We start from the raw sequence: 26,265 nt of genomic DNA on the forward strand, positions 1-26,265 counted from the left end.
CGCTGAGCGGTGGCGTTGACGTGCAATTGCGGGGGCGCTGATTGCGATCGTTGTCGCTGAGTCGGCCTCATCTGGCCTTAACCCTTGGCAGCACAGTCAAAAACAGTTTGGCGAATGGGGCTTGCGCTGGTACAGTCGCGCCAACGAAAAATCGAGAGAGCGCCTTGAGCGGCCTAACGGCTTGCGCGGCGCCATGGTTGAGACAAGTGAAAGACCCCGATCACGGCGAAAAGCCGTCTGAATCCGGGGCGTCGGCAGCAGGCCGCAGTGATGGATCGAAGCTCGGTCCGCGCAACGGCAAGGGCAAGCGGAAACGACGCAAGTCGTCTGCTTCGCCGTCTGCAATTGCCAGCCAGTCCGGCAGTGCCGGTACGGCAGGGCGTCCCGCAGGAGAGAACGAGGCGGAACCGGCGCGCAAGCGCAAGCGTCGTCGTCGTTCGAAATCAGCAAAACAACAGGCCGCAGTTGCGTCCGCTCCGCAGGGCGATCGCGCGCAACTCGTCGAGCCCTCGCTCGGCGAGCGCAAGGGCCACAAGCGCAGCAAGAAGGCACGGCATCGCCGTGGGCTTCAGGGCCGGCCGCTGACGAGCGGCGAGCGCCAGCCGACGCAGCAAAGGGCTGGTGGCGATGGTAGCGGCAGCACACGATCGGGATCTTCCGCCTCCAATGCACAGGCAGGTGCGCAGCATCGGCCAGGCCAGCGCGCCGAACAGCCGCGTGCGCCCTATGTTGCAGCCGGCGAGCCGCCGGCGCCGCTCTATGCGGCGCTCGACCTCGGCACCAACAATTGCCGACTGCTGATTGCGCAGCCGACCCGTCCCGGCCAGTTCCGGGTGGTCGATGCCTTTTCGCGCATCGTTCGCCTGGGCGAGGGGCTGGGCGCCAGCGGCCGGTTGTCGGACGAAGCGATGGAGCGCGCGGTCGAAGCGTTGAAGATTTGCGCCTCGAAGCTCGGCGCCCGTACGATCCGCCGCAGCCGCCTGATCGCGACCGAAGCCGCGCGCGCTGCTGAAAACGGGGAAACCTTCCTTGAGCGGGTGGCGCGGGAAACCGGCCTCGATCTCGAGATCATCAACCGCGAGACGGAGGCACGGCTTGCCGTTTCCGGGTGCTCGTCGCTGGTAGACCGCGAAACGCGCTCGGTCGTTCTGTTCGATATCGGCGGCGGCTCGTCCGAGATCGCCGTCATCCGGATTGGCGATGCCCGGTCGAACCGGCTTGCCAATCACATCACCCACTGGACCTCGCTGCCGGTCGGCGTCGTCACGCTTTCGGAGCGCCATGGCGGCCAGCATGTGACGCCGGCAAGCTTCGAGGCGATGGTGCAGGAAGTGGAGGGCATGCTCGCCCGCTTCGACAGCCCACCGGTCGAGGCGCTGGCAAATGGCGCGTCCGGCAGCGGCTTCCACCTGATCGGCACCTCCGGCACGGTGACGACGCTCGCCGGCGTGCATCTCGACCTGCCGCGCTATGATCGCCGCCGAGTCGATGGGCTGTGGCTCACCGACGACGAGGTCTCTGCCATGCAGGCGCGCCTGCTCTCCTGGGATTTCAATGCGCGCGCCGCCAATCCCTGCATCGGTCCGGATCGCGCCGACCTGGTGCTGGCGGGCTGTGCGATCCTCGAGGCCATCCGCCGCCGCTGGCCGTCGACGCGCATGCGCGTCGCCGATCGCGGCCTGCGCGAAGGCCTGCTCACCGATATGATGGCGGACGACGGCGCCTGGCGCCGGTCGCGGCCGCGCCGCCACCAGCGCGGTTCCAATGCCTCCGGCAGCCACGAAGGAAACAAGCCATGACGAAACCCCCTGTTGGCGGCAACCGTAGCGGCCGCAAGCTTGGCCAGAAGGTCAAGAAGGGCAAGCTCAAGGCATCCTCCCGCCGCTGGCTGGAGCGCCATATCAACGATCCCTATGTGCAGCGAGCCCAGCTCGAGGGTTATCGCGCCCGCGCGGCGTTCAAGCTGCTGGAGATCGACGAGAAGCACAAAATTCTGAGCGGCGCCCGGCGCATCATCGACCTCGGTGCCGCGCCTGGAAGCTGGTCGCAGATTGCCGCCAAGGTCACCAATTCGACCGACACCGATCCGCGCGTTGCGGCGATCGATTTCCTCGAAATGGACCCGATCCCGGGCGTACGTTTTCTGCAGATGGACTTCCTCGACCCTGAAGCACCGGAGAAGCTGAAGGAAGCGATCGGCGGTACACCGGATCTCGTGATTTCGGATATGGCGGCGCCGACGACAGGCCACCGCCAGACCGACCATCTGCGCACCATGCATCTCTGCGAGGTCGCCGCCTATTTCGCCGTCGACGTGCTGGCCGAGGGCGGGCATTTCCTCGCGAAAACCTTCCAGGGCGGCACGGAGCGCGAGCTGCTCAACATGCTCAAGCAGAATTTCCGCCAGGTCATTCATGTGAAGCCGGCCTCGTCGCGGGCCGAATCGGTCGAAATGTTCCTGCTCGCCAAGGGCTTCAAGGGACGTCAGAAGGCCGGTAGCGAGACTGAGACCGAAGACGAGGCGGCCGAATAACATGCTGCTCTACGTGACCGTCGGCACCAACGATCTCGAACGTGCCGGCGCGTTCTATGATGCAGTGCTGCCTGCGCTCGGCTTCCACCGCCAGCGGCAGGACGAGACCGAGATCGGCTATGGCGTTGCCGGCGACCGCATCCGCTTCTGGGTGGTAACACCATTCAACCGCGAACCCGCCACCTACGGCAATGGCGTGAGCATCGCCCTCACGGCCGAGACGCGCGCGGCCGTCGATGCCTTTCACGCGGCAGCCCTTGCCAATGGCGGCACGGACGAGGGCGCGCCGGGACTGCGTCCCTTCCACGCGAACTTCTATGGCACCTGGGTGCGCGATCTCGACGGCAACAAGATCGCTGCCGTCTGCGAGCGCCCGGAGTAAGTTCGCGTCGCCCTCGCGGCCCGGAGGCAGCCACGCCTTTCTCTGAATTTCCTTACTTCCCCGCGGCCGTTTCGATTTCGCGGGCCGGCAGCCGGTGCCCGGAGACCGAGGCGCCGGCGTTCTTCGCCATGGTCAGGAACGGGATCGCCGCGATCAGGTTGGCGGCGGCGATGATCATGAAGGCAGTGTGGAAATCGTCGAGCTGCAGCGGGCCGCCGCTGAGCTTCGTTTCGATTTCCAGGATCGCGCCGGCAACGGCAACGCCGAGCGCCAGGCTGATCTGCTGCAGTACCGCGCTCATCGAGGTCGCCTTGCTGGCGTCCTCGTCATCGATGTCGGCAAAGGAAAGTGCGTTGACGCTGGTGAAGAAGAAGGAGCGGGCAAAGCCTGCAATCAGCAGGACGGTGATCATCACCAGATAGGGTGTTGCCGGTGTGAAGAAGCCGTTGGCGAAGGTGGTGATCGCGGCGAGGATGGCTGCGAGGATCAGGGTCGTGCGGAAGCCGGCAAAGGCAAGCACCCGCCGAGCATAAAACTTCGTGGTGATGGCCCCAACCGCGCCGATGAAGGTGATGAGGCCCGACTGGAACGGATTGAGCCCGAAGCCCACCTGCAGCATCAAAGGCATCAGGAAGGGCACGGCGCCGACCGAGATGCGAAAGATCGTGCCGCCAATCGAGGCGGCGCGAAACGCGCTGTCCTTGAAGAGCTTGAGATCGAGAACCGGTGCCGGATGGCGGCGGGCATGTCGGATATAGAGCAGAGCCGCGACCACGCCGATCGCCACCGAGGCGATGCCGACGGCAGGCGGCAGGGCCGGTAGGCTGATCACTGACAGGCCGAAGACGATGCCGGATGCGGCAATGCCGCCAAGCACGAAACCGAGCGCATCGACCGGCGGCGGATCGCGCGTTTCCATTTCCGGCAGATAGATGCCCGAGAGGATGTACCCGGCGATGCCGACAGGCACGTTGATCAGGAAGATCCAGTGCCAGGAGAAATAGGTGGTGATGAAGCCGCCGAGCGGCGGCCCGGCAAGTGGGCCGACAAGCGCCGGTATGGTGAGAAGCGCCATCGCCGAGACGAGTTCGCTGCGCGGCGTGCCGCGCACCAGCACGAGGCGGGCGACCGGCGTCATCATCGCCCCGCCCATGCCCTGCAGGAAGCGCGAGAAGACGAAGGCGACAAGGCTGTTGGAGATTGCGCAGAAGATGGAGCCGGCGATGAAGACGAGGATCGCCGCGCGAAAGATCTTCTTGGCGCCGAAGCGGTCCGCCATCCAGCCGCTCAGGGGAATGAAGATCGCCAGTGCCACCATGTATGCCGTCAGCGCCAGCTTGAGGGTAATCGGGCCGACGCCGATGTCGCGCGCGATGGCAGGCAGCGACGTGGCAATTACGGTCGAATCCATCTGCTCCATGAAGAGAGCGACGGCGAGGATCATCGGGACGATACGGTTCATGAAACGGCGCTTCGGAGTCGGTCTGCGATAAGCAGAAGCTAATAATGCCGGTGATGGCTTTTGTCGGGGCGAAACCGGTGATTGCGGATCAAAAGCCTGTGATCCCGGCTGGCCTTTGCTGTCAAGACGCTACTTCTGGCCCAGTTGTCCATGGGCAACGGGATTCAACAGGGCAACAAGGTGGGAATGGATGATGAGCGAGATGTCGATGAAGCGCAGGACCTTGATGGGGGCGGGAGCATTTGGCGTGCTGGCGGCGCCAACATTGATGACGGGCGTTGCGGTGGCTGAGGAAAAGGCGGAAAAGACCGACATGAACGCTAGCCATCCCCCGATCCGATCCCTCAAACTTGGCGCTTTCAAGGTCGTTGTCGTCAATGACGGCACCCGCGTCACCGAGAAACCGCACGAGATCTACGGCACCAACCAGCCGCAGCAGGCGGTCGCGGAGCTGCTGCAGCAGAACTTTCTGCCGACGGAGGCGCTGATCAACAGTTTCTCGCCGGTGCTCGTTGATACCGGAACGGATGTCGTGCTCTTCGATACCGGCATGGGTGAGGGTGGCCGGCAAGCCGGCATGGGCCGCCTCGTCGAAGGCATGCGCGCCGCCGGTTATGCGCCGGAGCAGGTCTCTGTCGTCGTGGTGACCCATATGCATGGCGATCACATCGCCGGCCTCATGGAGGCCGGCAAGCCGGCTTTTGCCAATGCTCGCTACGTGATGGGCGAAGCCGAATACGCCTTCTGGAAGGATCCGGCGCGGGCCGGCACACCGGCGGAAAACGGCCACAAGGCAGTGCTGGAAAAGGTGGTGCCGCTGGCGGAAAAGACCACCTTCATCGGCGATGGCGCGGAGGTGGTCTCCGGCATCTCGGCCGTTGCCGCCTTTGGTCATTCGCCGGGTCATATGGTGTTCCGCCTCGATTCCGACGGCAAGGGCATGATGCTGACGGCCGATACCGCCAACCACTACGTGTTGTCGCTGCAGCGCCCCGATTGGGAAGTGCGCTTCGACATGGACAAGGCGAAGGCGGCCGAGACGCGCCGCAGGGTCTTCGACATGATCGCCAGCGACCGGCTGCCCTTCATTGGCTACCACATGCCGTTCCCCGCCGTCGGTTTCGTCGAGAAACAGGGCGAAGGCTATCGCTTCGTGCCCGTCAGCTATCAGCTCGATATCTGATCGGCAACCAGCCGGTTCAGGGGGCGTATCGCGCGAAAATGCTGCTCTGCAACAAATATCGGCCGAAGGCGGGACATTTCCCGGCTTTGGCTATTTTCATCCTGACATATCCGTGTTACGAGCCCTCGCCAACTTCCAAGACACGCTTTGAAGTCGCCCGGTGGACAAATCGCAGCCCGTCCCCGGGGATTTTCGCTATTTGAAGGGAATTGGCCATGGCGCGCATCATCGAAACGGCAACTGGTCTGGAGGCTTTGACCTTCGACGACGTTCTGCTCCTGCCCGGACATTCCGAAGTCATGCCGGGTCAGACCAACATCGCGACCACCATTGCGCAGGACATCGATCTCAACCTGCCGATCCTGTCTTCGGCCATGGACACGGTGACCGAAGGGCGTCTCGCGATCGCCATGGCTCAGGCCGGCGGCATCGGCGTCATCCACCGTAACCTGACGCCGGCCGAACAGGCCGAAGAGGTCCGTCAGGTCAAGAAGTTCGAAAGCGGCATGGTCGTCAATCCGGTGACGATCGGCCCCGAAGCCAAGCTCGCCGACGCGCTGGGCCTGATGAAGCAGCATGGCATTTCCGGCATCCCGGTCGTCGAAAACGGCGGTGCCGGTGGCCAGAAGCAGGGCCGCCTCGTCGGCATCCTCACCAACCGCGACGTCCGCTTCGCCTCGGATCCGAACCAGAAGATCCACGAGCTGATGACCCATGAGAACCTGGTCACGGTCAAGGAAAGCGTCGACCAGCAGGAAGCCAAGCGCCTGCTGCACGCCCATCGCATCGAAAAGCTGCTCGTCGTCGATGGCGACGGCCGTTGCGTCGGTCTCATCACCGTCAAGGATATCGAGAAAGCGCAGCTGAACCCGAACGCCTCGAAGGATGCCCAGGGTCGCCTTCGCGCCGCCGCCGCCATCTCGGTCGGCGATGACGGCTTTGAGCGTGCCGAGCGTCTGATCGATGCCGGCGTCGACCTGATCGTCGTCGATACTGCTCACGGCCATTCGCAGCGCGTGCTCGATGCCGTCGGTCGCGTCAAGAAACTCTCGAACTCGGTTCGCATCATGGCCGGCAACGTCGCCACCGGCGCAGGTACCAAGGCGCTGATCGATGCCGGTGCGGATGCGGTCAAGGTCGGCATTGGCCCGGGCTCGATCTGCACCACGCGCATCGTCGCCGGCGTCGGCGTGCCGCAGCTCGCTGCGATCATGGGCGCCGTCGAAGCCGCTCAGGCGGCCGGCATTCCCGTCATCGCCGATGGCGGTATCAAGTTCTCCGGCGACCTTGCCAAAGCGATCGCTGCCGGTGCTTCGGCCGTCATGATCGGTTCGCTGCTCGCCGGCACCGATGAAAGCCCGGGCGAAGTGTTCCTCTACCAGGGCCGCTCGTTCAAGGCCTATCGAGGTATGGGTTCCGTCGGCGCCATGGCCCGCGGCTCGGCTGACCGTTACTTCCAGGCGGAAGTGCGTGACACGCTGAAGCTGGTTCCGGAAGGCATCGAAGGCCAGGTTCCCTACAAGGGCCCGGTTGCAGGCGTGCTGCACCAGCTGGCCGGCGGCCTCAAGGCATCCATGGGCTATGTCGGCGGCCCGACGATCAAGGAATACCAGGAGCGCGCCCAGTTCGTGCGCATCTCCGGTGCCGGCCTTCGCGAAAGCCACGCCCATGACGTGACGATCACCCGCGAAAGCCCGAACTATCCCGGCGCGCACTGATCGTGATTGCATTCCAAAGGCGCCGCGTCATCGCGCGGCGCCTTTGGCTTTTCAAAGCAGGTGATTTTCAGCAAGTCTTAGAGAGTTGCAGCGACCCCGAAGCGTCATATAGGACGCGGCGCTGCAAGCATGTTTCAGGGAGTAGGCGTATGACGGGTTTTGAGATTTTCTGGCCGATCGTGGCCCATGTCTTCCTCGTCTTTTGCCTCTACGCACTGCTCTCCTCCCGCCGTGTGAGCCTCGTGCGCGCCGGCAAGGTGCATGCCGCCCAATTTCGCGAGAACCGCGATGAGCCGGGTGAAAGCCTGGTGGTAAAAAACAGCATCGCCAACCAGTTCGAGCTGCCGGTCCTGTTCTACGTCTGCTGCGTACTGCTCTACATCACCGAGGCCGACAACATCGTCTCGCTGGCTCTTGCCTGGCTCTTCGTCGTGCTGCGGTATGTGCACGCCTGCGTGCACGTCACCAGCAACCGCATCCGCTATCGCCGCCCGCTGTTCATGGGGGGCGTCGCGACGCTGTTTGCCATGTGGGTGTGGCTTGCCGTTTGGATGGCGATGAGCTGACCGCGGTCGAAGCGACCTTTTGCCGTTCATCCGAGCACACAGCACCCTGCTGCGTCGCTGACGTGGCTCAGATCTGAGACAGTTTGCGTCTCTGATTTCGCGCCTTGATGTGTATCAAGTACGCGCTGCGGCTTCCGCGTGTAGTCTGGCTGCCGTTGGCGTGACATCGCCGACCTAGGACGACAATGCATCGGAGGACGAGATGACCGCAACGATGAAAGCCGCCGTGGTTCGCGAATTCGGCAAGCCGCTGGTAATCGAGCATGTGCCGATACCGGAGCCAGGCCCCGGCCAGGTGCTGATCAAATACGAGGCGACGGGCGTCTGCCACACGGACCTGCACGCCGCCAACGGCGATTGGCCGGTGAAGCCGAAGCCGCCCTTTATTCCCGGACACGAAGGCGTCGGTTATGTCGCCAAACTCGGCAGCGGTGTAACGCGGCTGAAGGAAGGTGACCGCGTCGGCGTGCCGTGGCTGCACACGGCTTGCGGCGGCTGCACGCCGTGCCGCACCGGCTGGGAAACGCTTTGCGGCAGCCAGCAGAACACGGGCTATTCGGTCAACGGCACCTTTGCCCAATATGGCCTTGCCGACCCGGATTTCGTCGGGCGCCTGCCGGAAAAGCTCGAGTTCGGAGCGGCCGCACCGATCCTTTGCGCCGGCGTCACCGTCTACAAGGGTCTGAAGGAAACAGAGGTGCGCCCCGGAGAATGGGCGCTGATCTCCGGCATCGGGGGCCTTGGCCACATGGCGGTGCAATATGCCAAGGCGATGGGCATGCATGTCGCCGCCGTCGATATCTTCCCGGACAAGCTGGAGCTTGCACGAAAGCTCGGCGCCGACGTCGTCGTCGACGCGCGTGACAAGGACGCGGTCGAACAGGTCCAGAAGGCGACCGGCGGTGTGCATGGCGCATTGGTCACGGCGGTGGCCCCCAAGGCGATGGAGCAGGCCTTCAACATGCTGCGCTCCAAGGGCACGATGGCGCTGGTCGGCTTGCCGCCCGGCCAGATGTGCCTGCCGATCTTTGATACCGTACTGAAGCGCATCACCATCCGTGGTTCGATCGTCGGCACACGCCAGGATCTGGAGGAGTCGCTGGAGTTCGCCGGTGAAGGCAAGGTCGCCTCGCATTCCACCTGGGACAAGATCGAGAACATCAACGCGATCTTCAAGCGCATGGAGGAAGGCAAGATCGACGGCCGCATCGTGCTCGATCTCAACGGCTGACCGTCGTTCACGGCCAGTAACATAAGTTTGTCTGTTCGAGACCGCCCGCCGACCTATGCTGTCGCGGGCGGTTCTGTCTGCCGCCGCGGGACAACGGAACCGAAGGAGCCTGACATGCAGGAACCGACAATCACGCAGGCGATGATCGACGCCTACGACGAATACACGCATCTTACCCTCGATCGTCGTCGCTTCATGGAAAGGCTCACGGGCCTGGCGGGCTCCGCCGCCGCCGCCGCTGCGATCGCCCCGCTGCTTGCCGCCAACGGCGCCAAGGCCGAGATCATTGCCGCCACCGATGCCCGCGTGATGGGCGAGGAAATCTCCTACCCCGGCGCGAGCGGCGACATGAAGGGTTATCTCGTTCGCCCGGCGGAGATCAGCGGCAAGCTGCCGGCCGTCATCGTCATCCACGAGAACCGCGGGCTCAATCCGCATATTCGCGACGTGGCGCGGCGGATGGCGCTCGAAGGTTTCCTAGCGCTCGCACCGGATTTCTTGTCTCCTTCGGGCGGCACGCCGACGGACGAGGACAAGGCGCGTGAGATGATCGGTGCTCTGGATGCGGCGGCAACGACGGCGAATGCCGCGGCAACGGTCAGCTTCCTTGAAGGGCATCAGCAGTCGACCGGCAAGGTCGGCGCCACCGGCTTCTGCTGGGGCGGGGGACTTGTCAATCGGCTCGCCGTCGGTTCCCCGGATCTGAAGGCCGGCGTCGCCTATTATGGCGCGCAGCCGCCGGCGGCTGATGTGCCGAAAATCAAGGCCGCCCTGCTGTTGCATTATGCCGGGCTCGACGAGCGCATCAATGCTGGCATCGACGCTTACCGGAAGGCCCTCAAGGACAACGGCAAGGACGCAACCATCTACGTTTATGACGGAGTCAACCACGCCTTCAACAACGATACCTCGGCCGCGCGCTACGACAAGCCCGCTGCTGATCTTGCCTGGAGCCGGACGGTCGAATTCCTGAAGGCCAAGCTCGCCTGAGCGTGGTTCCGGTCAGGCGGCAGCCGCCTGGAGGATGTCGTCGGCGCAACCGCTGATCGCCGCTGCGAGCGCTTCCATGTCGCGCTCGCGCGGGCTGCTGCGGCGCCAGACGAGGCCGATCTCGCGCGCCGGCTCGGGTGCAGCGAAGGGGACGATCCGGATCGAGTTGCGCGCCGCCTCGGTCGCGATCGCGATTTCGGGGATCAGCGTCATGCCCATGCCGTTGGCGACCATCTGCAGGAGCGTCGTCATCGAGGTGGCGCCGAACGAGACGAGACGGCGCTTGCCGGCCGTGCTGCAGACGGCAAGTGCCTGATCGCGCAGGCAATGCCCCTCTTCGAGCAGGAGCAGCTGTTCGACATCCACCTGGTCTTCGGTCAGCGGCGACATCAGGATGTTTCGCTCGTCGTCCGCCATCGCCATGAAGAAACGATCGGAAAAGAGCGGTTTCGTCAAAAGCCCGTCAGTCTCGATCGGCAGTGCGGCAACGACGGCGTCGAGCAGGCCCTCGCCGAGGTCGGCGACCAGTCGCGACGTCACCGACTCTTTCAATTCGATCTCGATCGCCGGATAGACGCGGCGCAAGTGCGGCACCAGTCGCGGCACGAGATAGGGAGCAAGCGTCGGGATGACGCCGATGCGGATACGTCCTTCGAGTGTGCCGGAGCTGGCGCGGGCGCTCTGCTCCAGCATGTCCACTTCCGCGAGGATGGCCCGGGTGCGAGTCAGCACCTCTTCGCCCTTGCGGGTGAGGAAAACGCCGCTGCGGCTGCGCTCCACAAGCTTCACGCCCAGGTGGTTCTCCATTTCCATGATCTGGGCGGAGAGCGCCGGCTGGCTGACGTGGACGAGTTCGGCGGCCTTGCCGAAGTGGCGAGCAGAGGCAAGCGCCTCGAAATAGCGCATCTGTCTGAGTGTAAGCATGATAGGAAAATCCTATCGAGTTTTAATTTATATGCAATTGGAGATTATCGATCGCCTGTGGGAAAACCGCCTTGCCAAAGCGTCCGGGCTTTGAGCGTCGCCCAAGTGGCGGCTGGCAGCCGCCCTGGCTGTCGTCGGGCAGGCGGTGAAACCCTGCGCGATCTCCCGGGCGCGAACCCTTTGACAGGAGGACGCGATGTCAGATCGACCCATATTGACGACGAGCGCCGGAGCGCCGGTACCGGACAACCAGAATTCGCTGACGGCCGGTCCGCGCGGCGGCGTCATGATGCAGGACTACCAGCTTATCGAGAAGCTGTCGCATCAAAACCGCGAGCGCATTCCCGAGCGCGCCGTGCATGCCAAGGGCTGGGGCGCCTATGGCACCCTGAAGATCACGGGCGATATCTCGAAGTACACCAAGGCCAAGGTTCTGCAGCCGGGCGCTGAAACGCCGATGCTGGCGCGCTTCTCCACGGTTGCGGGTGAACTGGGCGCCGCTGACGCCGAACGCGACGTGCGTGGCTTCGCGCTGAAATTCTATACGCCCGAGGGCAATTGGGACCTCGTCGGCAACAACACGCCGATCTTCTTCATCCGCGATGCCTACAAGTTCCCGGACTTCATCCACACCCAGAAGCGCCATCCGAAAACCAACCTCCGTTCGGCGACCGCCATGTGGGATTTCTGGTCGCTGTCGCCGGAAAGCCTGCACCAGGTCACGATCCTGATGTCCGACCGCGGATGTCCGGTGTCGCCGCTGCACATGAACGGCTACGGCTCCCACACTTTCTCGTTCTGGAACGATGCCGGCGAACGTTGTTGGGTGAAGTTCCACTTCAAGACCCAGCACGGCCACAAGTTCTACACCAATGCCGAGGCCGCGGACGTGATCGGCCGGACACGCGAAAGCTACCAGGAAGCGCTCTACAGCGCCATCGAAGAGGGCAACTATCCGCGCTGGACGCTTCAGGTGCAGATCATGCCGGAACTCGAGGCGGACAAGACCCCCTACAATCCCTTCGACGTCACCAAGGTCTGGCCGCATTCGGACTACCCGCCGATCGAGGTGGGCGTTCTGGAGCTCAATCGCAATCCGGAGAACTACTTCGCCGAGATCGAGAACGCCGCCTTCTCGCCGTCCAACATCGTACCCGGCATCGGCTTCTCGCCAGACAAGATGCTGCAGGCGCGCCTGTTCTCCTATGCCGATGCCCACCGCTATCGCCTCGGCACCCACTATGAGCATATCCCGGTCAATCGGCCGAAATGCCCGGTGCACCACTATCACCGCGATGGCCAGATGAACACGTTCGGCGGCATCCAGACCGGCAATCCGGATGCCTATTACGAGCCGAATTCGTTCAATGGCCCGGTCGAGCAACCGTCCGCGATGGAGCCGCCACTGCGCACCAGCGGCGACATGGCGCGCTACGACCACCGCGAAGGCAACGACGACTACAGCCAGCCGCGCGCGCTGTTCAATCTGTTCGATGCCGGCGAGAAGGCGCGGCTGTTTGCAAACATCGCCGCTGCCATGGGTGGCGTGCCTGGGCTGATCGTCGAACGTCAGCTTGCACATTTCAAGCGCGTTCATCCGGATTATGAAGCCGGCGTCCGCGCAGCGCTTCAGGCGGCACATGGCTACGAAGCGGAGACTGTCAGAACCGCTGCCGAATAGGCAAGCGAGCGCTCGAATGGCCTCGGAAAAAGAAAAGGCCACGTACCTGTCTATGCGTGGCCTTTTTGGTTTCTGCCGGCTCTTACCAGCCAGGCAGCATGTGGCTTTGCCTGAGACGCGGATAGCGCGGGAAGCCCTTGATGTCGGCCTCGAGGTCATCATTGGCGCTGATCGGCGTGATGTTGTCGAGGCAGGCGGTGATGTGGTTGCTGATCGCATTCGAAAGCGAGGGCGAGAGGCCTGGACGCTTCATGATGCCGATCTGCACCGGCGCCAGCGCCGGGAAGCCGTCGGCGAGCGTCAGCACCTTCATGCCCGGCCGCAATGCCGATTCCGGCAGGACCGATACCGCCATGCCTGCGAGTACCGCCGCGGCGACGACCGTCGACGACCAGCTGGTGAACAGGATCTGGTACTCCCGCCCGGTCGCATCGAGCGCTGCACAGGCGGCCTGGCGCCACAGACAGTCGCGGCGACCGACCGCAAGCGGGATCGGTGCGTTCTCGGGCAGTGGGTGGTTGATCGAGCTCACCCAGCAAAGCGGCTCGGTCCGCACCACGTCCGACGCGCGGGCGCGCGGATTGTGCGTGACCAGCGCGATGTCGAGGTCGCCCTTCGCCATCTTCTCGGCGAGATCCACGGAGGGCTCGCAGACGATGTAGAGCTCGACATTCGGATGCGTCTTGGCAAAACGCATGATGATCTCGGGCATGTAGCGGTCGGCGTAATCGTCGGGCGTGCCGATCCTGAGCGTTCCTTCGAGGCGGTTGTCGTCGAAGGAGGCAATCGCTTCGTTGTTCAGGCGGATCATCCGGCGGGCGAAATTCAGCAGCCGGTCGCCCTCGACGGTCAGCCGGTTGCCGCGGCCGTCTTTCATGAAGAGTGCTTTGCCGATGCGCTCCTCCAGGCGGCGCATTTGCATCGATACGGCGGATTGAGTCTTGAAGACCCGGTCGGCCGCCTTGGTGAAACTGCCCGTGTCGGCGATCGCGACAAAGGTCTGGAGCTGATCGATATCGAGCGGTGCGGACATGGCCGTGATGCATCCATAAGATTGTTTGATGAATATCATTAAAAACATTCGTTGGACTGATCAATAAGGATTTGCGATCAATCGGGGGCAAATTCATCGATCCCCCGCCGGCAATTTTGCCGGTGATTCCCAAATCTTTTGGCCCGCCCCTGCGTTTGACCTCCCCCGCAGGGATGGGTCTCTTCGTGCCGAAAAAGGAGACCGTCATGCGCACGACACAGCACGTCCTCGATCTCGACCTCGTTGCAGGGAAGCAGTCCTATGCCCCCCGCACAGTCGGCGTCGTAGCCATGCTGACGTCCGTATGGCGCCAACTCAGAAACCGATACGCGATCAGCCGTCTGAACGACATGGATGACCGTCAGCTCCTGGACATGGGGCTGAAGCGAGAAGATGTGCGCGAGGCGATCACCTCGCCCTTCTTCGAAAATCCGGCCAGTTACCTGACGCGCGCTTCGCGAAACCGTGCGAGCCTCTTCTACAAGGGAACCCGCCACGACTGATTGTCCCCCATGGCGCATCCCGCCGCTTAGGGTGTGTGCCAGTCGAGCATGATCCGTGAAAGCCTGCCGCCGCCGCGGGTCATGCTCAGAATTCCAGAGTTTCGGTGCTGCTGGCCGTATTGTCCGCGCGCTCAAACGTTCCCCGCAGGGTAGAGCCAATAACCCTGCCGCTTGGCCCGGTGCATGACCAAGACATGTACCGGGCCTTTTTCTTTTCAGATGTGTATTCGGAAAGGCGCTCAAGCACTCGACGACGCAGCCACTTGCTGCGTCCGGCGGAGGTATGGAGTGTGTCGAGGGGAAGGGCGTTTCAGCTCTTTGTGCCGGGACCGGTCTTGTAGAGGTCGAACAGCGCCTCGACGTTCTTCTGGTATTCCTTTTGCATCTCCAGCCCGGTGTCGAACATGCTGTTCATCACCTGGGAGAACTGGGCAAGCGCCGGATTGTCGGCTGCCGGCTTCTGTGCGCCAGTGGCGCCCGCCTGCATCATGTCCTGAAACGCCTTGACGAAAGGGTTGTCGGCAAAGACGTCGGCTGTCTTCGACTTCTCTTCCTTCTTCGGGGCCATGCCGAAGAAACCCCGCATCGCCTGGGTGAAGGGATTGTCGAAGGGGTTGGGTTGCGGCTCCGGCTTCTTGGCAAAGCCTGCCGCTTCCATCCACTGCCGCATGGCTGTCGCCATCGGGTTGTTGGCAAAGGCATCGCCCGCGGCGGCGAACTGCCCGGTCGTTTGCTTGAACAGCCCGCCCATCAGCGTGTCGGCCATGACCGGCAGCATCTGCTTGTAGATCTCCTGGCTGATGCCGGTGACCTGGGCGGCCTGGGCGGCGATCGCCCGCGACATTTCCTTCGAGCCGAACAACTGTCCGAGCACGCCGTTGCCGTCGACCATGCCTTGCGGTGTGAAGGCCTGGCTCATGTCTTCGAAATATTTGGCATAGTTGCCGCTACCGAGCGCCGTAAGCAGCGCGCCGAAATCATAAGGGTTGGCTGTGTTGCGCTTGAAGGCGGCCGAAAACGCCGGCAACAATGCCGCCGTCGCCTTCGTCATCTGCTCCTGGGCGATGCCGAATTGTTGAGCCATCAGTTCGATGGCTTTGCCATTTTGCGCCTGCGCGAACATGTCAAAAAGCGGTGCCATGCCAGTTCCCCTTCGGCATCTTGAATCGCGCCGCTGCAAACGGCGCATATCCTTGCACTATAACGGGAAATCGGGGTCTGGAAACCGCTTTTTGAAACGTGCTTTGTAAGCCCTAGTACTGGTATTCAGCAAAGACCGGCTCGACCGAGCCGTTCCAGCGGCCGTTGTAGAGCGCCAGCAGATCTTCGGCGAGCGTCGCCTTCTTGGCGAGCACTTCGTCGAGCGGTGCCAGGAACTGGCTTTCGTCGATACCGTCGCCGTTCAGCCGGTTGCGGCGCTTCAGGCCGCCACGCGAAATGGGGATCACCTCGCGGGCAATGTCGTAGAGGTTGCCGCTGCGGAACTTGGTCGCGAGCGCCTGCACGGGCACCGTGTCTCGCATGGCGGTCACTTCCTCAAGGGTCCAGTCGCGCGTCAGGGTCTCGGCGGCATCGAGCGCCTCGCGGTCGTAGAGCAGGCCGACCCAGAAGGCCGGCAGCGCGCATATCCGCCGCCAGGGGCCGCCGTCGGCGCCACGCATCTCAAGGAAGCGCTTGAGCCGGACGTCGGGGAACAGCGTCGAAAGATGGTTCGTCCAGTCACCCATGTTCGGCTGCCAGTCGGCGATCTCGCCCTTCAGCGCCCCGCCCATGAACTGGCGGAACGTGACGTGGGTACAGTCGTGATAGTGGCCGTCGCGCACGACGAAGTACATCGGCACGTCCAGTGCCCATTCGACATAGTCGGCAAAGCCGAAATTCGGGCCGAAGGCGGACGGCAGCAGGCCGGCGCGCTGGTTGTCGGTATCGCGCCAGATGTCGCCGCGCCAGGAAAGCAGCCCGTTCGGCTTGCCGTCAGTGAACGGCGAACTGGCGAAGAGGGCGGTTGAGAGCGGTTGCAGCTTCAAGGAAACCTGCATCTTGCGGCGCATGTCCTCTTCCGAGGAGAAGTCGAGATTCACCTGGATCGTGCAGGTGCGATACATCATGTCGAGGCCCTTGGTGCCGACCTTGGGCATATAGCGGCTCATGATGCCATAACGCGATTTCGGCATGCGCGGCGTCTCGGCGAAGGTCCACTTCGGGCTGCCACCGATGCCGAGGAAACGGATGCCGAGCGGCTCGGCGACTTCGCGCAGAACCGCGAGGTGCTGGTTCGATTCCTTGCAGGTCTGGTGCAGGTTTTCGAGCGGCGCGCCGGAAAGTTCGAACTGGCCGCCCGGCTCCAGCGAGATCGCGCCATTGCCCGACTGCTCGGCGAGGCCGATGATGTTGCCTTCGTCGATGATCGGTTCCCAGCCGCTCTTGGCGGCCATGCCGTTCAGAAGAGCCTGGATGCTGGCCTCGCCGAAATAGGGGACGGGGCTGTTGTCCGCCTTAAAGAAGGCGAACTTTTCGTGCTCCGTGCCGATCCGGAACCGCTCCTCCGGTTTCGAACCTTCTGCCAGGTAGGCGGTCAGGTCAGCAACAGAGGTTACCGGCGTCTGGTCGGTGGTATCTCGGGCCATGAGCGTCTTCTTTTGTTTGGGCGGCTCCCACTGGATAGCGGGAGTTGATGAAGGCTGCTTGAACCGTAATCAGGTGCGGTGCAAGTCAATTTCTTTCAAGATCTCATCAAAAAAAGTAGGACGATTGCTTGCGCTGGAGCAAGCTCGTTGGAACTGGGTATCGTCGACCCAACCATGCCTTGTCGTCAGAGGTCCGCCCTGTTCTAGAGGAACGAGCGGCAACCGGATTTCCCGGGAGCGACCGGCTATCGCCAGTCGCCGACAGTGGCCTGGATGACCGCCATGGCGGCGACGGCCGCGGTATCAGCCCTTAGAATCCGCGGCCCTAGCGGAATGGCGCTGACGAAATCGAGGCTGTGGAGCAGCGTCCGTTCGGCTTCCGAGAATCCGCCCTCCGGGCCGATCAGCAAGGCGAGTTTCTTTTCCTTGATGCCGGAAAGGATCGGCAGCGGGTTCTGGCTGTCGCTGCCTTCGTCGCAAAAGATGATGCGGCGGTCGCTGGACCAGGTGGAAAGCACATCCTCAAGCCGACGCGGCTCTTCCACATCGGGAATGCCCAGCACGCCGCATTGTTCAGCGGCCTCGATGACGTTGGCGCGGACCCGTTCGATGCTGCCGAGCTTGCCCTGCACGTGCTGGGTCATCACCGGCTGCAGCATGCCTGCACCCATTTCGACGGCCTTCTGCACGAGATAGTCGAGCCGCCCGACCTTGAGCGGTGCAAAGAGATAGACGAGATCGCAGGGTTCCGGCTGTGGGCGGGTCTGCTCGACCGATGTCAGCACCAAACGCTTTTTGCTGGCGAAGGAAAGTTCGGTGCGCCATTCGCCATCGCGTCCGTTGAAGGTGAGGATCGAGGAGCCTTCCTCATAGCGCAGCACATTGACCAGGTAGTTGAACTGTTCCTTCGTCGCCTCCTGGGTGGAGCCGGCGTTAAGAGCGTGCTCGACGAACAGTCGCTGCATGCGAAAATTGGCGCGCATATCGGGTGCTTTCACATGAAAATGCTGGAAAGGATAAAGTAAAGGACGGCCGATAGTGCGGCCGAGGCGGGAACGGTGATGACCCAGGCGGCGACGATCGTGAGGAAATGCGACCGGCGCACGAGGCGGCGGCGCCGGACTTCGGCAAAATTGGTCTCCGCCGAATCCATGAAATCGGTCTGCCCTGTCCGCTGACGGACATATTGCAGACGCCGCTTGGAGTTGCGGATATACCATTCACGGAAGAAGCCGACGCCGAAGACGGCACCGACAGCCGTGTGCGTCGAGCTGATCGGCAATCCGAGCGCCGATGCCAGGAGCACCGTGACGGCGGTGGCAAGCGCCACGCAGAAGGCGCGCATCGGGTTGAGCTTGGTGATTTCCTGGCCGACGACGCGGATGAGCTTCGGGCCATAGAGAAGCAGGCCGATCGAAATGCCGAGGGCGCCGATTGCAAGCTCCCACAAGGGCGCCGGTGATTTCTCCGTCGTGATGACGCCGTCGAGCGCCGAGACGATCGCCGATAGCGGGCCGATCGCGTTCGAGACGTCGTTGGCGCCGTGGGCGAAGGACAGCAGCGCAGCGGCCACGATCAGCGGCAAGCGGAAGAGCTTGCGAAGGGACTGATTCCGGTTGTCGAGGCCTTCCGATTGGCGGAAGATCCAGGGCCTGGCCTGCAGGTAGACTGCCACCCCCGCAACGACGCCGGCGGCGAGGCCCACGGGCACCGTGATCGCCGCCACCTGCACCAGCGCGATCAGAGCAAGATAGGCGGTAAAACTCCCGGCGGTAACGCCGAGGATAACCGGCATCCATCTCCTGGCCGCGGCGATCTTGTCCTCGCGGTAAATGATGAATTCCTTGAGGAAGGCGAGGAAGATGGCGGCGATGGCGCCGCCGAGCAGCGGCGAGACCGACCAGCTGAGCGTGATGCCGGCGAGCGACCACCACTGCACGCTGGAAAAGCCGGCGGCGGCGATGCCTGCGCCGACGATGCCGCCGATGATGGAGTGCGTGGTCGAAACCGGTGCTCCGGAATAGGTGGCGATGTTGATCCAGGCGGCCGATGAAGCAAGCGCGGCCATCATGATCCAGACGATCGCCTGCGGACCGAGCACGTCTTCGCCGTAGACGATGCCCGCTTCGATCGTCAGTGCTACTTGCCGCCCGGCCAGCATCGCACCGGCGATCTCGAACACGGCAGCAATCGCAAGCGCCGTCGCCATCGACATCGCCTTGGCGCCGACCGCAGCGCCAACGTTGTTGGTCACGTCGTTCGCGCCGATGTTCATGGCCATGTAGCCGGCGATCGCAGCAGCGGCGATGATGATTGGCGCAGTCGCGGAACTCGTCACGAAGCTCGCGGCAAAAGCCATGCTCAGAAGCAGAAAGAGACCGGCGAGCGCCGGCGCCGCCAGGCTGCGGCGGACATGTCGCGACGCCTCTTCGGCAAGGCTGAGCTTGTCGAGATCTTTGTCGATCGTCTGTTTTGCGAGGCGTATGCGCGGCTGTGCCACTGCCTGGAACTCCATTGTCACCATGGCCACTAAGGCCACTGCAACATGCATTCAAGTGGATTTGATGGACATCGGTGCCGCGCGCGTCGGGAACTCGCGTTCAGGGGCATTGGATGGCCGGGATGGTCCGAGAGGCTAGCCGTTCGCAGCTTTCGGCATCGGCGCAGGCAGCGTCGCCATGCGCTCGCCGAAGGCGAGAATGAGGTCCTTCAGCGAAGGCTCGGCGACCCGAGAAGCCGCTTCCTTGTAGTCGACCCATTCGAGCTGCCTGCGGCCTTCTTCGGGGAAGTGCTTGCAGAGATCGTCGACTTCCAGTGCGTGAACCTGCACTTTGACCGAGATCTTCAGGCCATGGTCCATGCGCTTCTGGTAGAGATAGTAGCCGGCTGTCGCCTTCTGCACCCGCCCCTTGACGCCGGCCTCTTCGTAGGCCTCGCGCTCGGCCACCTCGTGGGCGCGCTTGCCCTGCATCGGCCATCCCTTGGGAATGACCCAGCGACCGGTGTCGCGGCTGGTGATCATGAGGATTTCGAGAGCCTTGGTCTTCTTGCGGATCCGATAGCAGAGTGCGGCATATTGCATGCGCGCCGGGCGGCGCAACATCAACTGGACATCGGATGCGAGTCTGTTCAAGAAGTTCAAGGTCGTCTGCGCTCCTCTCGGCGAATCAGTGTTTTTGTTTTCTGTCAAAGCCAGTATGGCAGCGTCCTGTTACGTGTAAACGTCGCCGCCGGCGGGCAGCCGGATATGCAGCCAGCTTTCCTCTGCACTGTGGTCCAGATACGACAGCATATGGTGTTTCCACGGCAGTTTATAAAGCGCCGGCAACTCGGCGTTGGTCCGATCCGTCAGCTCGCGCGATCGCGTTGCTGCAGACGCAGGCGGGCGATGCGGTTCCATTCGCCGGTGCGCTCCACCTCGCGGGTTGCAGCAGCGACAAAGTCGATATGGGTCTGCGACGCGGCCTTTGCCTTCGCCGGGTCCCGCGCCATGATCGCGTCGTAGATCGCCTCGTGCTGGCCAAGCAGCCGGTCGCGCGCGCCGGGCGCATCGAAGACCGAGTTGCGGTGGAAGAAGATGCCCTGTTGGAGCAGCCGATAACAGGCGCGCAGCGTGTGCATCAGGATGATGTTGTGGGCGCTTTCGCCGATTGCCTGGTGCAGCTCGATATCGGCTTCGAGCTCCGCGTCGAAGTCGCCGGCGGCGTGTGCCGTTCGCATGCGCTCGATGATCCTGGTCAGGATGTCCCGGTCGAAATCGGTGGCGCGGCTGGCGGCCAGTTCCGCGGTCAGCCCTTCGAGCTCGCGTCGGTATTCGAGGTAATCCTGCGTCGCCTTGTGATGACGGGCGATGAGATCGATCAGCGGCTTGGAGAAAATCTGCCCGACGACATCGGCGACGAAGGTGCCGCCACCGTGTCGGCTTTCGACGAGGCCGCGCCCTTCCAGTTCCTTGAGCGCCTCGCGCAGGATCGGCCTCGATACGTCGAATCGTTTGGAAAGCTCCCGTTCCCCAGGTAGCCGGTCGCCGTCGCGCAGTACGCCTTCGAGGATCAGCAGCTCGATCTGTTGCACGACTTCGTCCGCCGTGCGGCTGTGGCTGATGCGGGCGAAGAGGTCGATCTGGTCGTCAGTCACGTCTTGGTCTCCCGGATCACGATGATTTCCGGTCGCTTCGGCCAAAAAGATATCGTGATTCTGATAGGTTGGGGCGAAAAGGGGCGGCCAGTCGCGAAGGTTCCCTTGTCCCGCTCTGTGCCGCAATCTAGGCAGCTGGCGCCAAGTGGTCAATTTGCTTGTCCACTTTGGGCAGCTGACAAAAATCAAACTGCGTCAATGCGTCCTTTTTCTTTTGCTCGTTCGATTGATAAGAAAGTCGTGATGAACGCGTGAGGGGGACAAGAGCGCTTCATGGCAAAGGGTAGTTTTGCATTTCCGGTGGCGCCGATGCGCGCCTTGGCGTTGGGCGAGGTTCATTCTCGCCCCTATGCGCTGGTGACCACGCCGCGGGTGATCTTCCAGCTCGCCTTCCTGACGGATGGCGGCTCGATCGTCGATCACGCCGTGTTGTCGGAACTGTCGAGGGCACGGGGGATTGCGCCGCCGGGGCGCGACGCGAACCATCATGCGATGTCCTGGGGGCAGGGGACGTTGCGCTGGGAACGTCACACCGAGTTTTCGACCTACTTCTGGGATGCGCCGCCGCCGGAGCAGTTTGGCGGAGAGGTGCCGATCCATCCCTTCGGCGACGGCTTTTCGCCGCCGGGCTCGCTGATCTCGGGCATCCGCCTGGAAATCCGGCCGGACACGCCCGAAACCCGGGATGCGATCAAGCTCCTCGATCCGACGAGCCTCTGCTACAGCGAAACCAAGAACGGCCAGGCCGTGATCGTCACCGACTTCCGCCAGAACGGTGATGGGCTGACCCAGATCCTGGTGATCGACCGCGGCATGACCGAGGCGGGCACCGGCGCGCTGGTCCAGCGCCTGCTCGATATCGAGACCTACCGCACACTGGCGATGCTGGGCCTGCCGCTCGCCCAGTCGCTGTCGCCGGAGATCCGCCGGACCGAAGATGGTCTGACCGGAATTACCCAGCGCATGAAGGAAAATGTCCGCGAGGAGGCCGACGACATGTTGGCCGAGATCACCCGGCTCGCCGCTGATCTTGAGGCCGGTGCCGCGCTCAGTCTCTATCGCTTCGGCGCGAGCCGCGCCTATTACGGCATCGTGCAGGAGCGCATTCGCACGCTCTCCGAGACACCGCTGCCGGGCTACGAGACCATCGGCACCTTTCTCGAACGACGCCTGGCGCCGGCCATGCGCACCTGTCAGTCGGTCGAGGAGCGCCAGGCCAACCTGTCGCGCAAGCTCGCCCGTGCTACCGCTCTTCTGCGAAGCTGGGTCGATGTCGAACTTGAGCGGCAGAACAGCGCGCTGCTCAACTCTATGGACCGCCGCGCGAAGCTGCAGCTACGCCTGCAGCAGACCGTTGAAGGCCTGTCGGTCGCCGCCATCTCCTACTATGTCGTCGGGTTGTTCGGCTACCTCGCCAAGGCCGTCAGCCACGAACTCCCGATCGATCCGGGCCTGCTGACCGGCCTTGCCGTTCCCGTCGCCGTTGCCGGCGTCTGGCTGATCGTGCGCCGCATCCGCCGACATCACGAGGAAGCGGATCACAAGTAAGCAATTCCAGCAAAAGTGCGTAGCGGTTTTGCGTCCGGAATTGCGGGGGGGACAAAGAAGCGGAGGGCTTCCGCGAGGCGGCCCCTCTATTGCTCCCAGTAGGGGATCGGCCCGTAAAGTCCGGCGAGATAGTCGATGAAGAGTCGCACCTTGGCCGGCAGGAACTGGCGGCTCGGATAGACGGCCGAGAGCGTCAGCTGCTTGGAGCCCTCCCACTGCGGCAGCACCTGCATCAACTGGCCGCTGCGTAATTCCGGGCCGATATCCCAGGTGGAGCGGAGCGCAATGCCGGCACCGGCGATGACGGCGGCGCGTACGATTTCCGAGGAATTGGTGACCAGCGGCCCCTCCGGGTGCCAGACCAGGGCACCTTCCGGCCCTTCGAGCTTCCAGTTGTCGTTGTTGTGCGCCGGCAGGCAGAGGTGCTTGGCAAGATCGCCGATCTCCTTCGGCGCGCCGTTGCGAGCGATATAGTCCGGCGAGGCGCAGAGCAGCCGTCGCACGGGAGCGAGTTTCCGTGCGACGAGCGATGAGTCCACCAGTTCGCCAATCCTGACCGCCATGTCGAAGCCTTCGGCGACGATATCAGTGAATTCGTCCGTCAGCACGATGTGCAGCTTGAGGTCCGGATGATCCTTCATGAATTTCGTCAGATGCGGCGCGATGTGCATCCGGCCGAAGGAGGTCGGCGCCGAGATCCGGAGCATGCCGAGCGCATGCGATGAGCGACCGGAGGCATAGGCCTCGGCCTCCTCGATGCCCGAGAGGATGCCGAGCACTCGGTCATAGAAACCCTGGCCGGCTTCGGTCAGCGAGATCTGCCGTGTCGTGCGCTGCAGCAGCCGTGTGCCCAGCCGATCTTCGAGCCTCTTGATGCGTTTGGAGATGACCGCTGGGGAAAAGCCGAGCACCCGACCGGCAGCCGACATGCTGCCTGTGGAAACGACCCGTGCAAAAATCTCAAGATCGCCTAAATTCGTCATCAATCGTTGCCATTGTTTCCAAAACGGAAAAGCTCATAGCATTTGCGAGGGTTGTCTCCTAGTGGTAAAGAAAATGAACCAATTGACATGCGGCCGGAGGCATTGATGGCGGAGACGATCGGTTTTCTGCAACCGAAACAGGCTGTTATTGCCCGGCGTCGCGAGATTGTCGCCGACCTGGCCGACCTGTTACCTGAGAACTGTTTGATCAGCGACGAGCGCGGGTTGAAGCCGTTCGAGACCGATGCCTTCATCGCCTATCGTCGCATGCCGCTTGCGGTTGCCTTGCCGGAAACGACCGAGCAGGTCGCCGCTCTTCTCAAATATTGCAGCCGTTATGGTATTCCGGTCGTGCCGCGCGGTGCCGGAACCTCGCTTTCGGGCGGCGCCATCCCGCAGGAGGATGCGGTCGTCATCGGCCTTTCGAAGATGTCGCGCATTCTCGATGTCGATCTCTTCAATCGCACGGCAACCGTCCAGGCGGGGGTTACCAACCTCAACATCTCCGAAGCCGTTTCCGCCGACGGTTTCTTCTATGCGCCCGACCCGAGTTCGCAGCTTGCCTGCACGATCGGCGGCAATATCGGCATGAATTCCGGCGGCGCCCATTGCCTGAAATATGGTGTCACCACCAACAACCTGCTGGGCGTGAAGATGGTGCTGTTCGATGGCACCGTGATCGAGCTCGGCGGCAAGGGGCTGGATGCGGCGGGCTATGATCTGCTCGGCCTCGTCTGCGGCTCCGAGGGACAGCTCGGCATCGTGACCGAGGCGACGGTGCGGCTGATCGCCAAGCCTGAGGGCGCTCGACCCGTGTTGTTCGGCTTCGCCTCATCGGAAGCGGCCGGTGCCTGCGTCGCCGACGTCATCGGTTCCGGCATCATCCCCGTCGCGATCGAATTCATGGACAAGCCGGCGATCGAGATCTGCGAAGCCTTTGCCCATGCCGGCTATCCGCTCGACGTCGAAGCGCTGCTGATCGTCGAGGTCGAGGGTTCAGAGCCGGAAATGGACGCGATGCTCACGAGCATCGTCGCGGTTGCGCGCCGTCATGGGGTCGCGACCATCAAGGAATGCCAATCGGCGATGGAAGCGGCCGCAATCTGGAAAGGCCGGAAATCCGCCTTCGGGGCCACCGGTCGTATCGCCGATTACATCTGCATGGACGGTACGGTGCCGCTCAGCCAGCTCTCGCATGTGCTCGCCCGCACCGGTGAGATCGTCGCTGGCTATGGTCTGCGCGTCGCCAATGTCTTCCACGCCGGTGACGGCAACATGCATCCGTTGATCCTCTATAACATCAACGACCCGGAAGACGCGGCGCGTGCCGAGTCCGCCGGCAACGATATCCTCAAGCTCTGTGTCGATGCTGGTGGCTGCCTGACGGGCGAACATGGCGTCGGCATCGAAAAACGAGATCTCATGCTGCACCAGTACAACCAGGTCGACCTCGACCAGCAGATGGCGGCGCGGGCCGCTTTCGATCCGCAATGGATCCTCAATCCGTCCAAGGTCTTCCCGCTCGAAGGACGTCCCGCCGCATGATCGTGCATTTCGAACCGGCAAGCGAAGAGGGGATTGCGACCGTCGTTCGCGCGATGGCGGCCGACAAGGCCTCGCTTGCAGTGATCGGCGGCAACACGCGCTCGGGTCTCGGCAATCCCGTGCGCGCCGACCGTGTGCTGTCGACGCGCCGCCTCTCCGGCATCGTCAGCTACAAGCCAGCCGAGATGACGATCACCGCGCTGTCCGGAACGCCGCTGCGCGAGATCGAAGACGCACTGGGTGAGAACCGGCAGATGCTTGCCTTCGAACCGATGGACCATCGGCCGATCTTCGCCTCGTCCGGAGAGCCGACGATCGGTGGTGTCTTCGCCGCCAACGTCTCCGGTCCCAGGCGTTACGTTTCGGGCGCTGCCCGCGACAGTCTGCTCGGTGTTCGCTTCGTCAACGGTGAGGGCGAGGCGATCAAGGCCGGAGGGCGGGTGATGAAGAACGTCACGGGCCTCGATCTGGTCAAGCTTCTGGCCGGCTCGCACGGCACGCTCGGCATCCTCACCGAAGTCACCTTCCGCGTCCTCCCGTTGCCGCCGGCGTCCCAGACCATTGTGGTGTCCGGGCTCAACGATGCCGAAGCCGCGGCAGTCATGGCCGAGGCGATGGCGCAGACCGTGGAGGTTTCCGGTGCCGCGCATCTGCCCGAGAGCGTGCGTGGACGGTTCCTGGATGGCAGCCTTCCGGATGGTGCGGCCACCGTGCTGCGGCTCGAAGGGCTGGAGGCATCCGTTGCGATCAGGGCTGAAAAGCTGATGAAGGCGGTCGGTCGCTTCGGCGCGGTGACGCGTCTCGATCCAGCGCAAACAGCAAAGCTTTGGACTGAGATCCGCGACGTCAAACCCTATGCCGACGGCAGCAAGAAGCCGCTTTGGCGCGTGTCTGTCGCCCCATCGCTTGGCCATCAGCTGGTGGCCGCACTTCGGCTGCAAACCGGCGTCGATGCCTTCTATGATTGGCAGGGCGGTCTCGTCTGGCTGCGCATGGAGGCAGACCCGGAAGCGGAACTCGCGCGCCGCTACATCAAGGTTCTCGGCGGCGGTCACGCGAGCCTCGTCAGGGCGGAAGACGCCTATCGTGCCGCCATTCCGTCGTTTGAACCACAACCCGTAGCCGTGGCACAATTGAGCGAACGCGTTCGCGCGAAGTTCGACCCGCACCGGATCTTCAATCCGGGCCGCATGGCTGCGGTCTCCTGAGGCGCGCGTGA

The 26,265-nt window shown here is 63.2% G+C and carries 23 protein-coding genes; 13 read left to right on the top strand and 10 right to left on the bottom strand.

Annotated elements, in window-relative coordinates; all coding sequences use genetic code 11:
• Positions 1 to 206 precede the first annotated feature (206 nt).
• From I8N66_RS02635 to I8N66_RS02645, 3 genes are read left to right on the top strand one after another with little or no spacing between them, the layout of a single operon-like run.
• Positions 207 to 1,799, top strand: a complete 1,593-nt coding sequence (locus tag I8N66_RS02635; protein ID WP_291149330.1) for a Ppx/GppA phosphatase family protein — start codon at positions 207 to 209, stop codon at positions 1,797 to 1,799.
• Complete coding sequence (locus tag I8N66_RS02640) at positions 1,796 to 2,533, top strand: RlmE family RNA methyltransferase (protein WP_113536337.1); 738 nt, start codon at positions 1,796 to 1,798, stop codon at positions 2,531 to 2,533. The genes I8N66_RS02635 and I8N66_RS02640 overlap by 4 nt, the downstream gene beginning before the upstream one ends.
• A 1-nt stretch (position 2,534) precedes the next feature.
• Entirely contained in the window at positions 2,535 to 2,915 is a 381-nt protein-coding gene (locus I8N66_RS02645) for a VOC family protein (protein ID WP_291149334.1), read from the top strand.
• Between the two features lie 52 nt (positions 2,916 to 2,967).
• Here the strand turns inward: I8N66_RS02645 and I8N66_RS02650 are convergent, their stop codons facing one another.
• Positions 2,968 to 4,377 (bottom strand): DHA2 family efflux MFS transporter permease subunit, encoded by a 1,410-nt coding sequence (locus I8N66_RS02650; protein ID WP_113536335.1) that lies wholly within the window; start codon positions 4,375 to 4,377, stop codon positions 2,968 to 2,970.
• Positions 4,378 to 4,567: 190 nt separating this feature from the next.
• On the opposite strand from I8N66_RS02650, the gene I8N66_RS02655 reads away from it, so the two are divergent.
• The 5 genes from I8N66_RS02655 (at position 4,568) to I8N66_RS02675 (ending at position 10,065) form a co-directional block, all read left to right on the top strand.
• Positions 4,568 to 5,560 (top strand): MBL fold metallo-hydrolase, encoded by a 993-nt coding sequence (locus tag I8N66_RS02655; RefSeq protein ID WP_291149337.1) that lies wholly within the window; start codon positions 4,568 to 4,570, stop codon positions 5,558 to 5,560.
• Between the two features lie 215 nt (positions 5,561 to 5,775).
• Complete coding sequence (guaB, locus tag I8N66_RS02660) at positions 5,776 to 7,278, top strand: IMP dehydrogenase (protein WP_113536334.1); 1,503 nt, start codon at positions 5,776 to 5,778, stop codon at positions 7,276 to 7,278.
• 149 nt (positions 7,279 to 7,427) lie between these two features.
• Complete coding sequence (locus I8N66_RS02665; protein ID WP_113536333.1) at positions 7,428 to 7,844, top strand: MAPEG family protein; 417 nt, start codon at positions 7,428 to 7,430, stop codon at positions 7,842 to 7,844.
• 202 nt (positions 7,845 to 8,046) lie between these two features.
• Positions 8,047 to 9,075, top strand: a complete 1,029-nt coding sequence (gene adhP / locus I8N66_RS02670) for an alcohol dehydrogenase AdhP (protein ID WP_291149342.1) — start codon at positions 8,047 to 8,049, stop codon at positions 9,073 to 9,075.
• 114 nt (positions 9,076 to 9,189) lie between these two features.
• Positions 9,190 to 10,065: a dienelactone hydrolase family protein gene (locus tag I8N66_RS02675; RefSeq protein WP_113536331.1), complete on the top strand. Its 876-nt coding sequence runs from the start codon at positions 9,190 to 9,192 to the stop codon at positions 10,063 to 10,065.
• A 12-nt stretch (positions 10,066 to 10,077) separates the two neighbouring features.
• On the opposite strand, the gene I8N66_RS02680 is transcribed toward I8N66_RS02675, so the two are convergent.
• On the bottom strand, positions 10,078 to 10,989 hold the full coding sequence (locus I8N66_RS02680) for a hydrogen peroxide-inducible genes activator (protein WP_113536330.1): 912 nt from the start codon (positions 10,987 to 10,989) through the stop codon (positions 10,078 to 10,080).
• A gap of 196 nt (positions 10,990 to 11,185) precedes the next feature.
• Between I8N66_RS02680 and katA the strand changes: the two genes are divergently transcribed.
• Positions 11,186 to 12,670, top strand: a complete 1,485-nt coding sequence (katA, locus tag I8N66_RS02685; RefSeq protein WP_291149346.1) for a catalase KatA — start codon at positions 11,186 to 11,188, stop codon at positions 12,668 to 12,670.
• An 82-nt stretch (positions 12,671 to 12,752) separates the two neighbouring features.
• Here the strand turns inward: katA and I8N66_RS02690 are convergent, their stop codons facing one another.
• Positions 12,753 to 13,703, bottom strand: coding sequence for a LysR substrate-binding domain-containing protein (locus I8N66_RS02690; RefSeq protein WP_043618309.1), 951 nt, complete (start codon positions 13,701 to 13,703; stop codon positions 12,753 to 12,755).
• A 206-nt stretch (positions 13,704 to 13,909) separates the two neighbouring features.
• Between I8N66_RS02690 and I8N66_RS02695 the strand changes: the two genes are divergently transcribed.
• A complete protein-coding gene (locus tag I8N66_RS02695) occupies positions 13,910 to 14,206 on the top strand; it encodes a DUF1127 domain-containing protein (protein ID WP_113536745.1) in 297 nt (98 codons plus the stop codon).
• Positions 14,207 to 14,516: 310 nt separating this feature from the next.
• On the opposite strand, the gene I8N66_RS02700 is transcribed toward I8N66_RS02695, so the two are convergent.
• The 6 genes from I8N66_RS02700 to I8N66_RS02725 form a co-directional block, all read right to left on the bottom strand.
• Positions 14,517 to 15,347: a DUF937 domain-containing protein gene (locus I8N66_RS02700; protein WP_291149351.1), complete on the bottom strand. Its 831-nt coding sequence runs from the start codon at positions 15,345 to 15,347 to the stop codon at positions 14,517 to 14,519.
• A 112-nt stretch (positions 15,348 to 15,459) separates the two neighbouring features.
• On the bottom strand, positions 15,460 to 16,833 hold the full coding sequence (locus I8N66_RS02705; protein ID WP_113536327.1) for a glutamate--cysteine ligase: 1,374 nt from the start codon (positions 16,831 to 16,833) through the stop codon (positions 15,460 to 15,462).
• Positions 16,834 to 17,078: 245 nt separating this feature from the next.
• Positions 17,079 to 17,816: a 16S rRNA (uracil(1498)-N(3))-methyltransferase gene (locus I8N66_RS02710; protein ID WP_113536326.1), complete on the bottom strand. Its 738-nt coding sequence runs from the start codon at positions 17,814 to 17,816 to the stop codon at positions 17,079 to 17,081.
• An 11-nt stretch (positions 17,817 to 17,827) separates the two neighbouring features.
• Entirely contained in the window at positions 17,828 to 19,333 is a 1,506-nt protein-coding gene (locus tag I8N66_RS02715) for an inorganic phosphate transporter (RefSeq protein WP_291149356.1), read from the bottom strand.
• Positions 19,334 to 19,468: 135 nt separating this feature from the next.
• On the bottom strand, positions 19,469 to 19,975 hold the full coding sequence (locus I8N66_RS02720; RefSeq protein WP_113536325.1) for an NUDIX hydrolase: 507 nt from the start codon (positions 19,973 to 19,975) through the stop codon (positions 19,469 to 19,471).
• Positions 19,976 to 20,181: 206 nt separating this feature from the next.
• Positions 20,182 to 20,970, bottom strand: a complete 789-nt coding sequence (locus I8N66_RS02725; RefSeq protein WP_113536324.1) for a FadR/GntR family transcriptional regulator — start codon at positions 20,968 to 20,970, stop codon at positions 20,182 to 20,184.
• Positions 20,971 to 21,243: 273 nt separating this feature from the next.
• Here I8N66_RS02725 and I8N66_RS02730 point away from each other — a divergent pair, with 273 nt between their 5' ends.
• A complete protein-coding gene (locus tag I8N66_RS02730; protein WP_113536323.1) occupies positions 21,244 to 22,518 on the top strand; it encodes a DUF3422 family protein in 1,275 nt (424 codons plus the stop codon).
• An 86-nt stretch (positions 22,519 to 22,604) separates the two neighbouring features.
• Here I8N66_RS02730 and I8N66_RS02735 read toward each other — a convergent pair whose 3' ends face one another.
• On the bottom strand, positions 22,605 to 23,501 hold the full coding sequence (locus I8N66_RS02735; RefSeq protein WP_291149360.1) for a LysR family transcriptional regulator: 897 nt from the start codon (positions 23,499 to 23,501) through the stop codon (positions 22,605 to 22,607).
• Positions 23,502 to 23,606: 105 nt separating this feature from the next.
• Between I8N66_RS02735 and I8N66_RS02740 the strand changes: the two genes are divergently transcribed.
• Positions 23,607 to 25,046 (top strand): FAD-linked oxidase C-terminal domain-containing protein, encoded by a 1,440-nt coding sequence (locus tag I8N66_RS02740; protein ID WP_113536321.1) that lies wholly within the window; start codon positions 23,607 to 23,609, stop codon positions 25,044 to 25,046.
• Positions 25,043 to 26,254 carry a glycolate oxidase subunit GlcE gene (gene glcE / locus I8N66_RS02745; RefSeq protein WP_291149364.1) on the top strand — a complete coding sequence of 404 codons (1,212 nt, stop codon included), beginning with the start codon at positions 25,043 to 25,045 and terminating at the stop codon, positions 26,252 to 26,254. The genes I8N66_RS02740 and glcE overlap by 4 nt, the downstream gene beginning before the upstream one ends.
• The last annotated feature ends 11 nt before the right edge of the window (positions 26,255 to 26,265 follow it).

This window comes from Ensifer sp. SSB1, assembly GCF_016652895.1.
Classification (GTDB): Bacteria; Pseudomonadota; Alphaproteobacteria; order Rhizobiales; family Rhizobiaceae; genus Ensifer.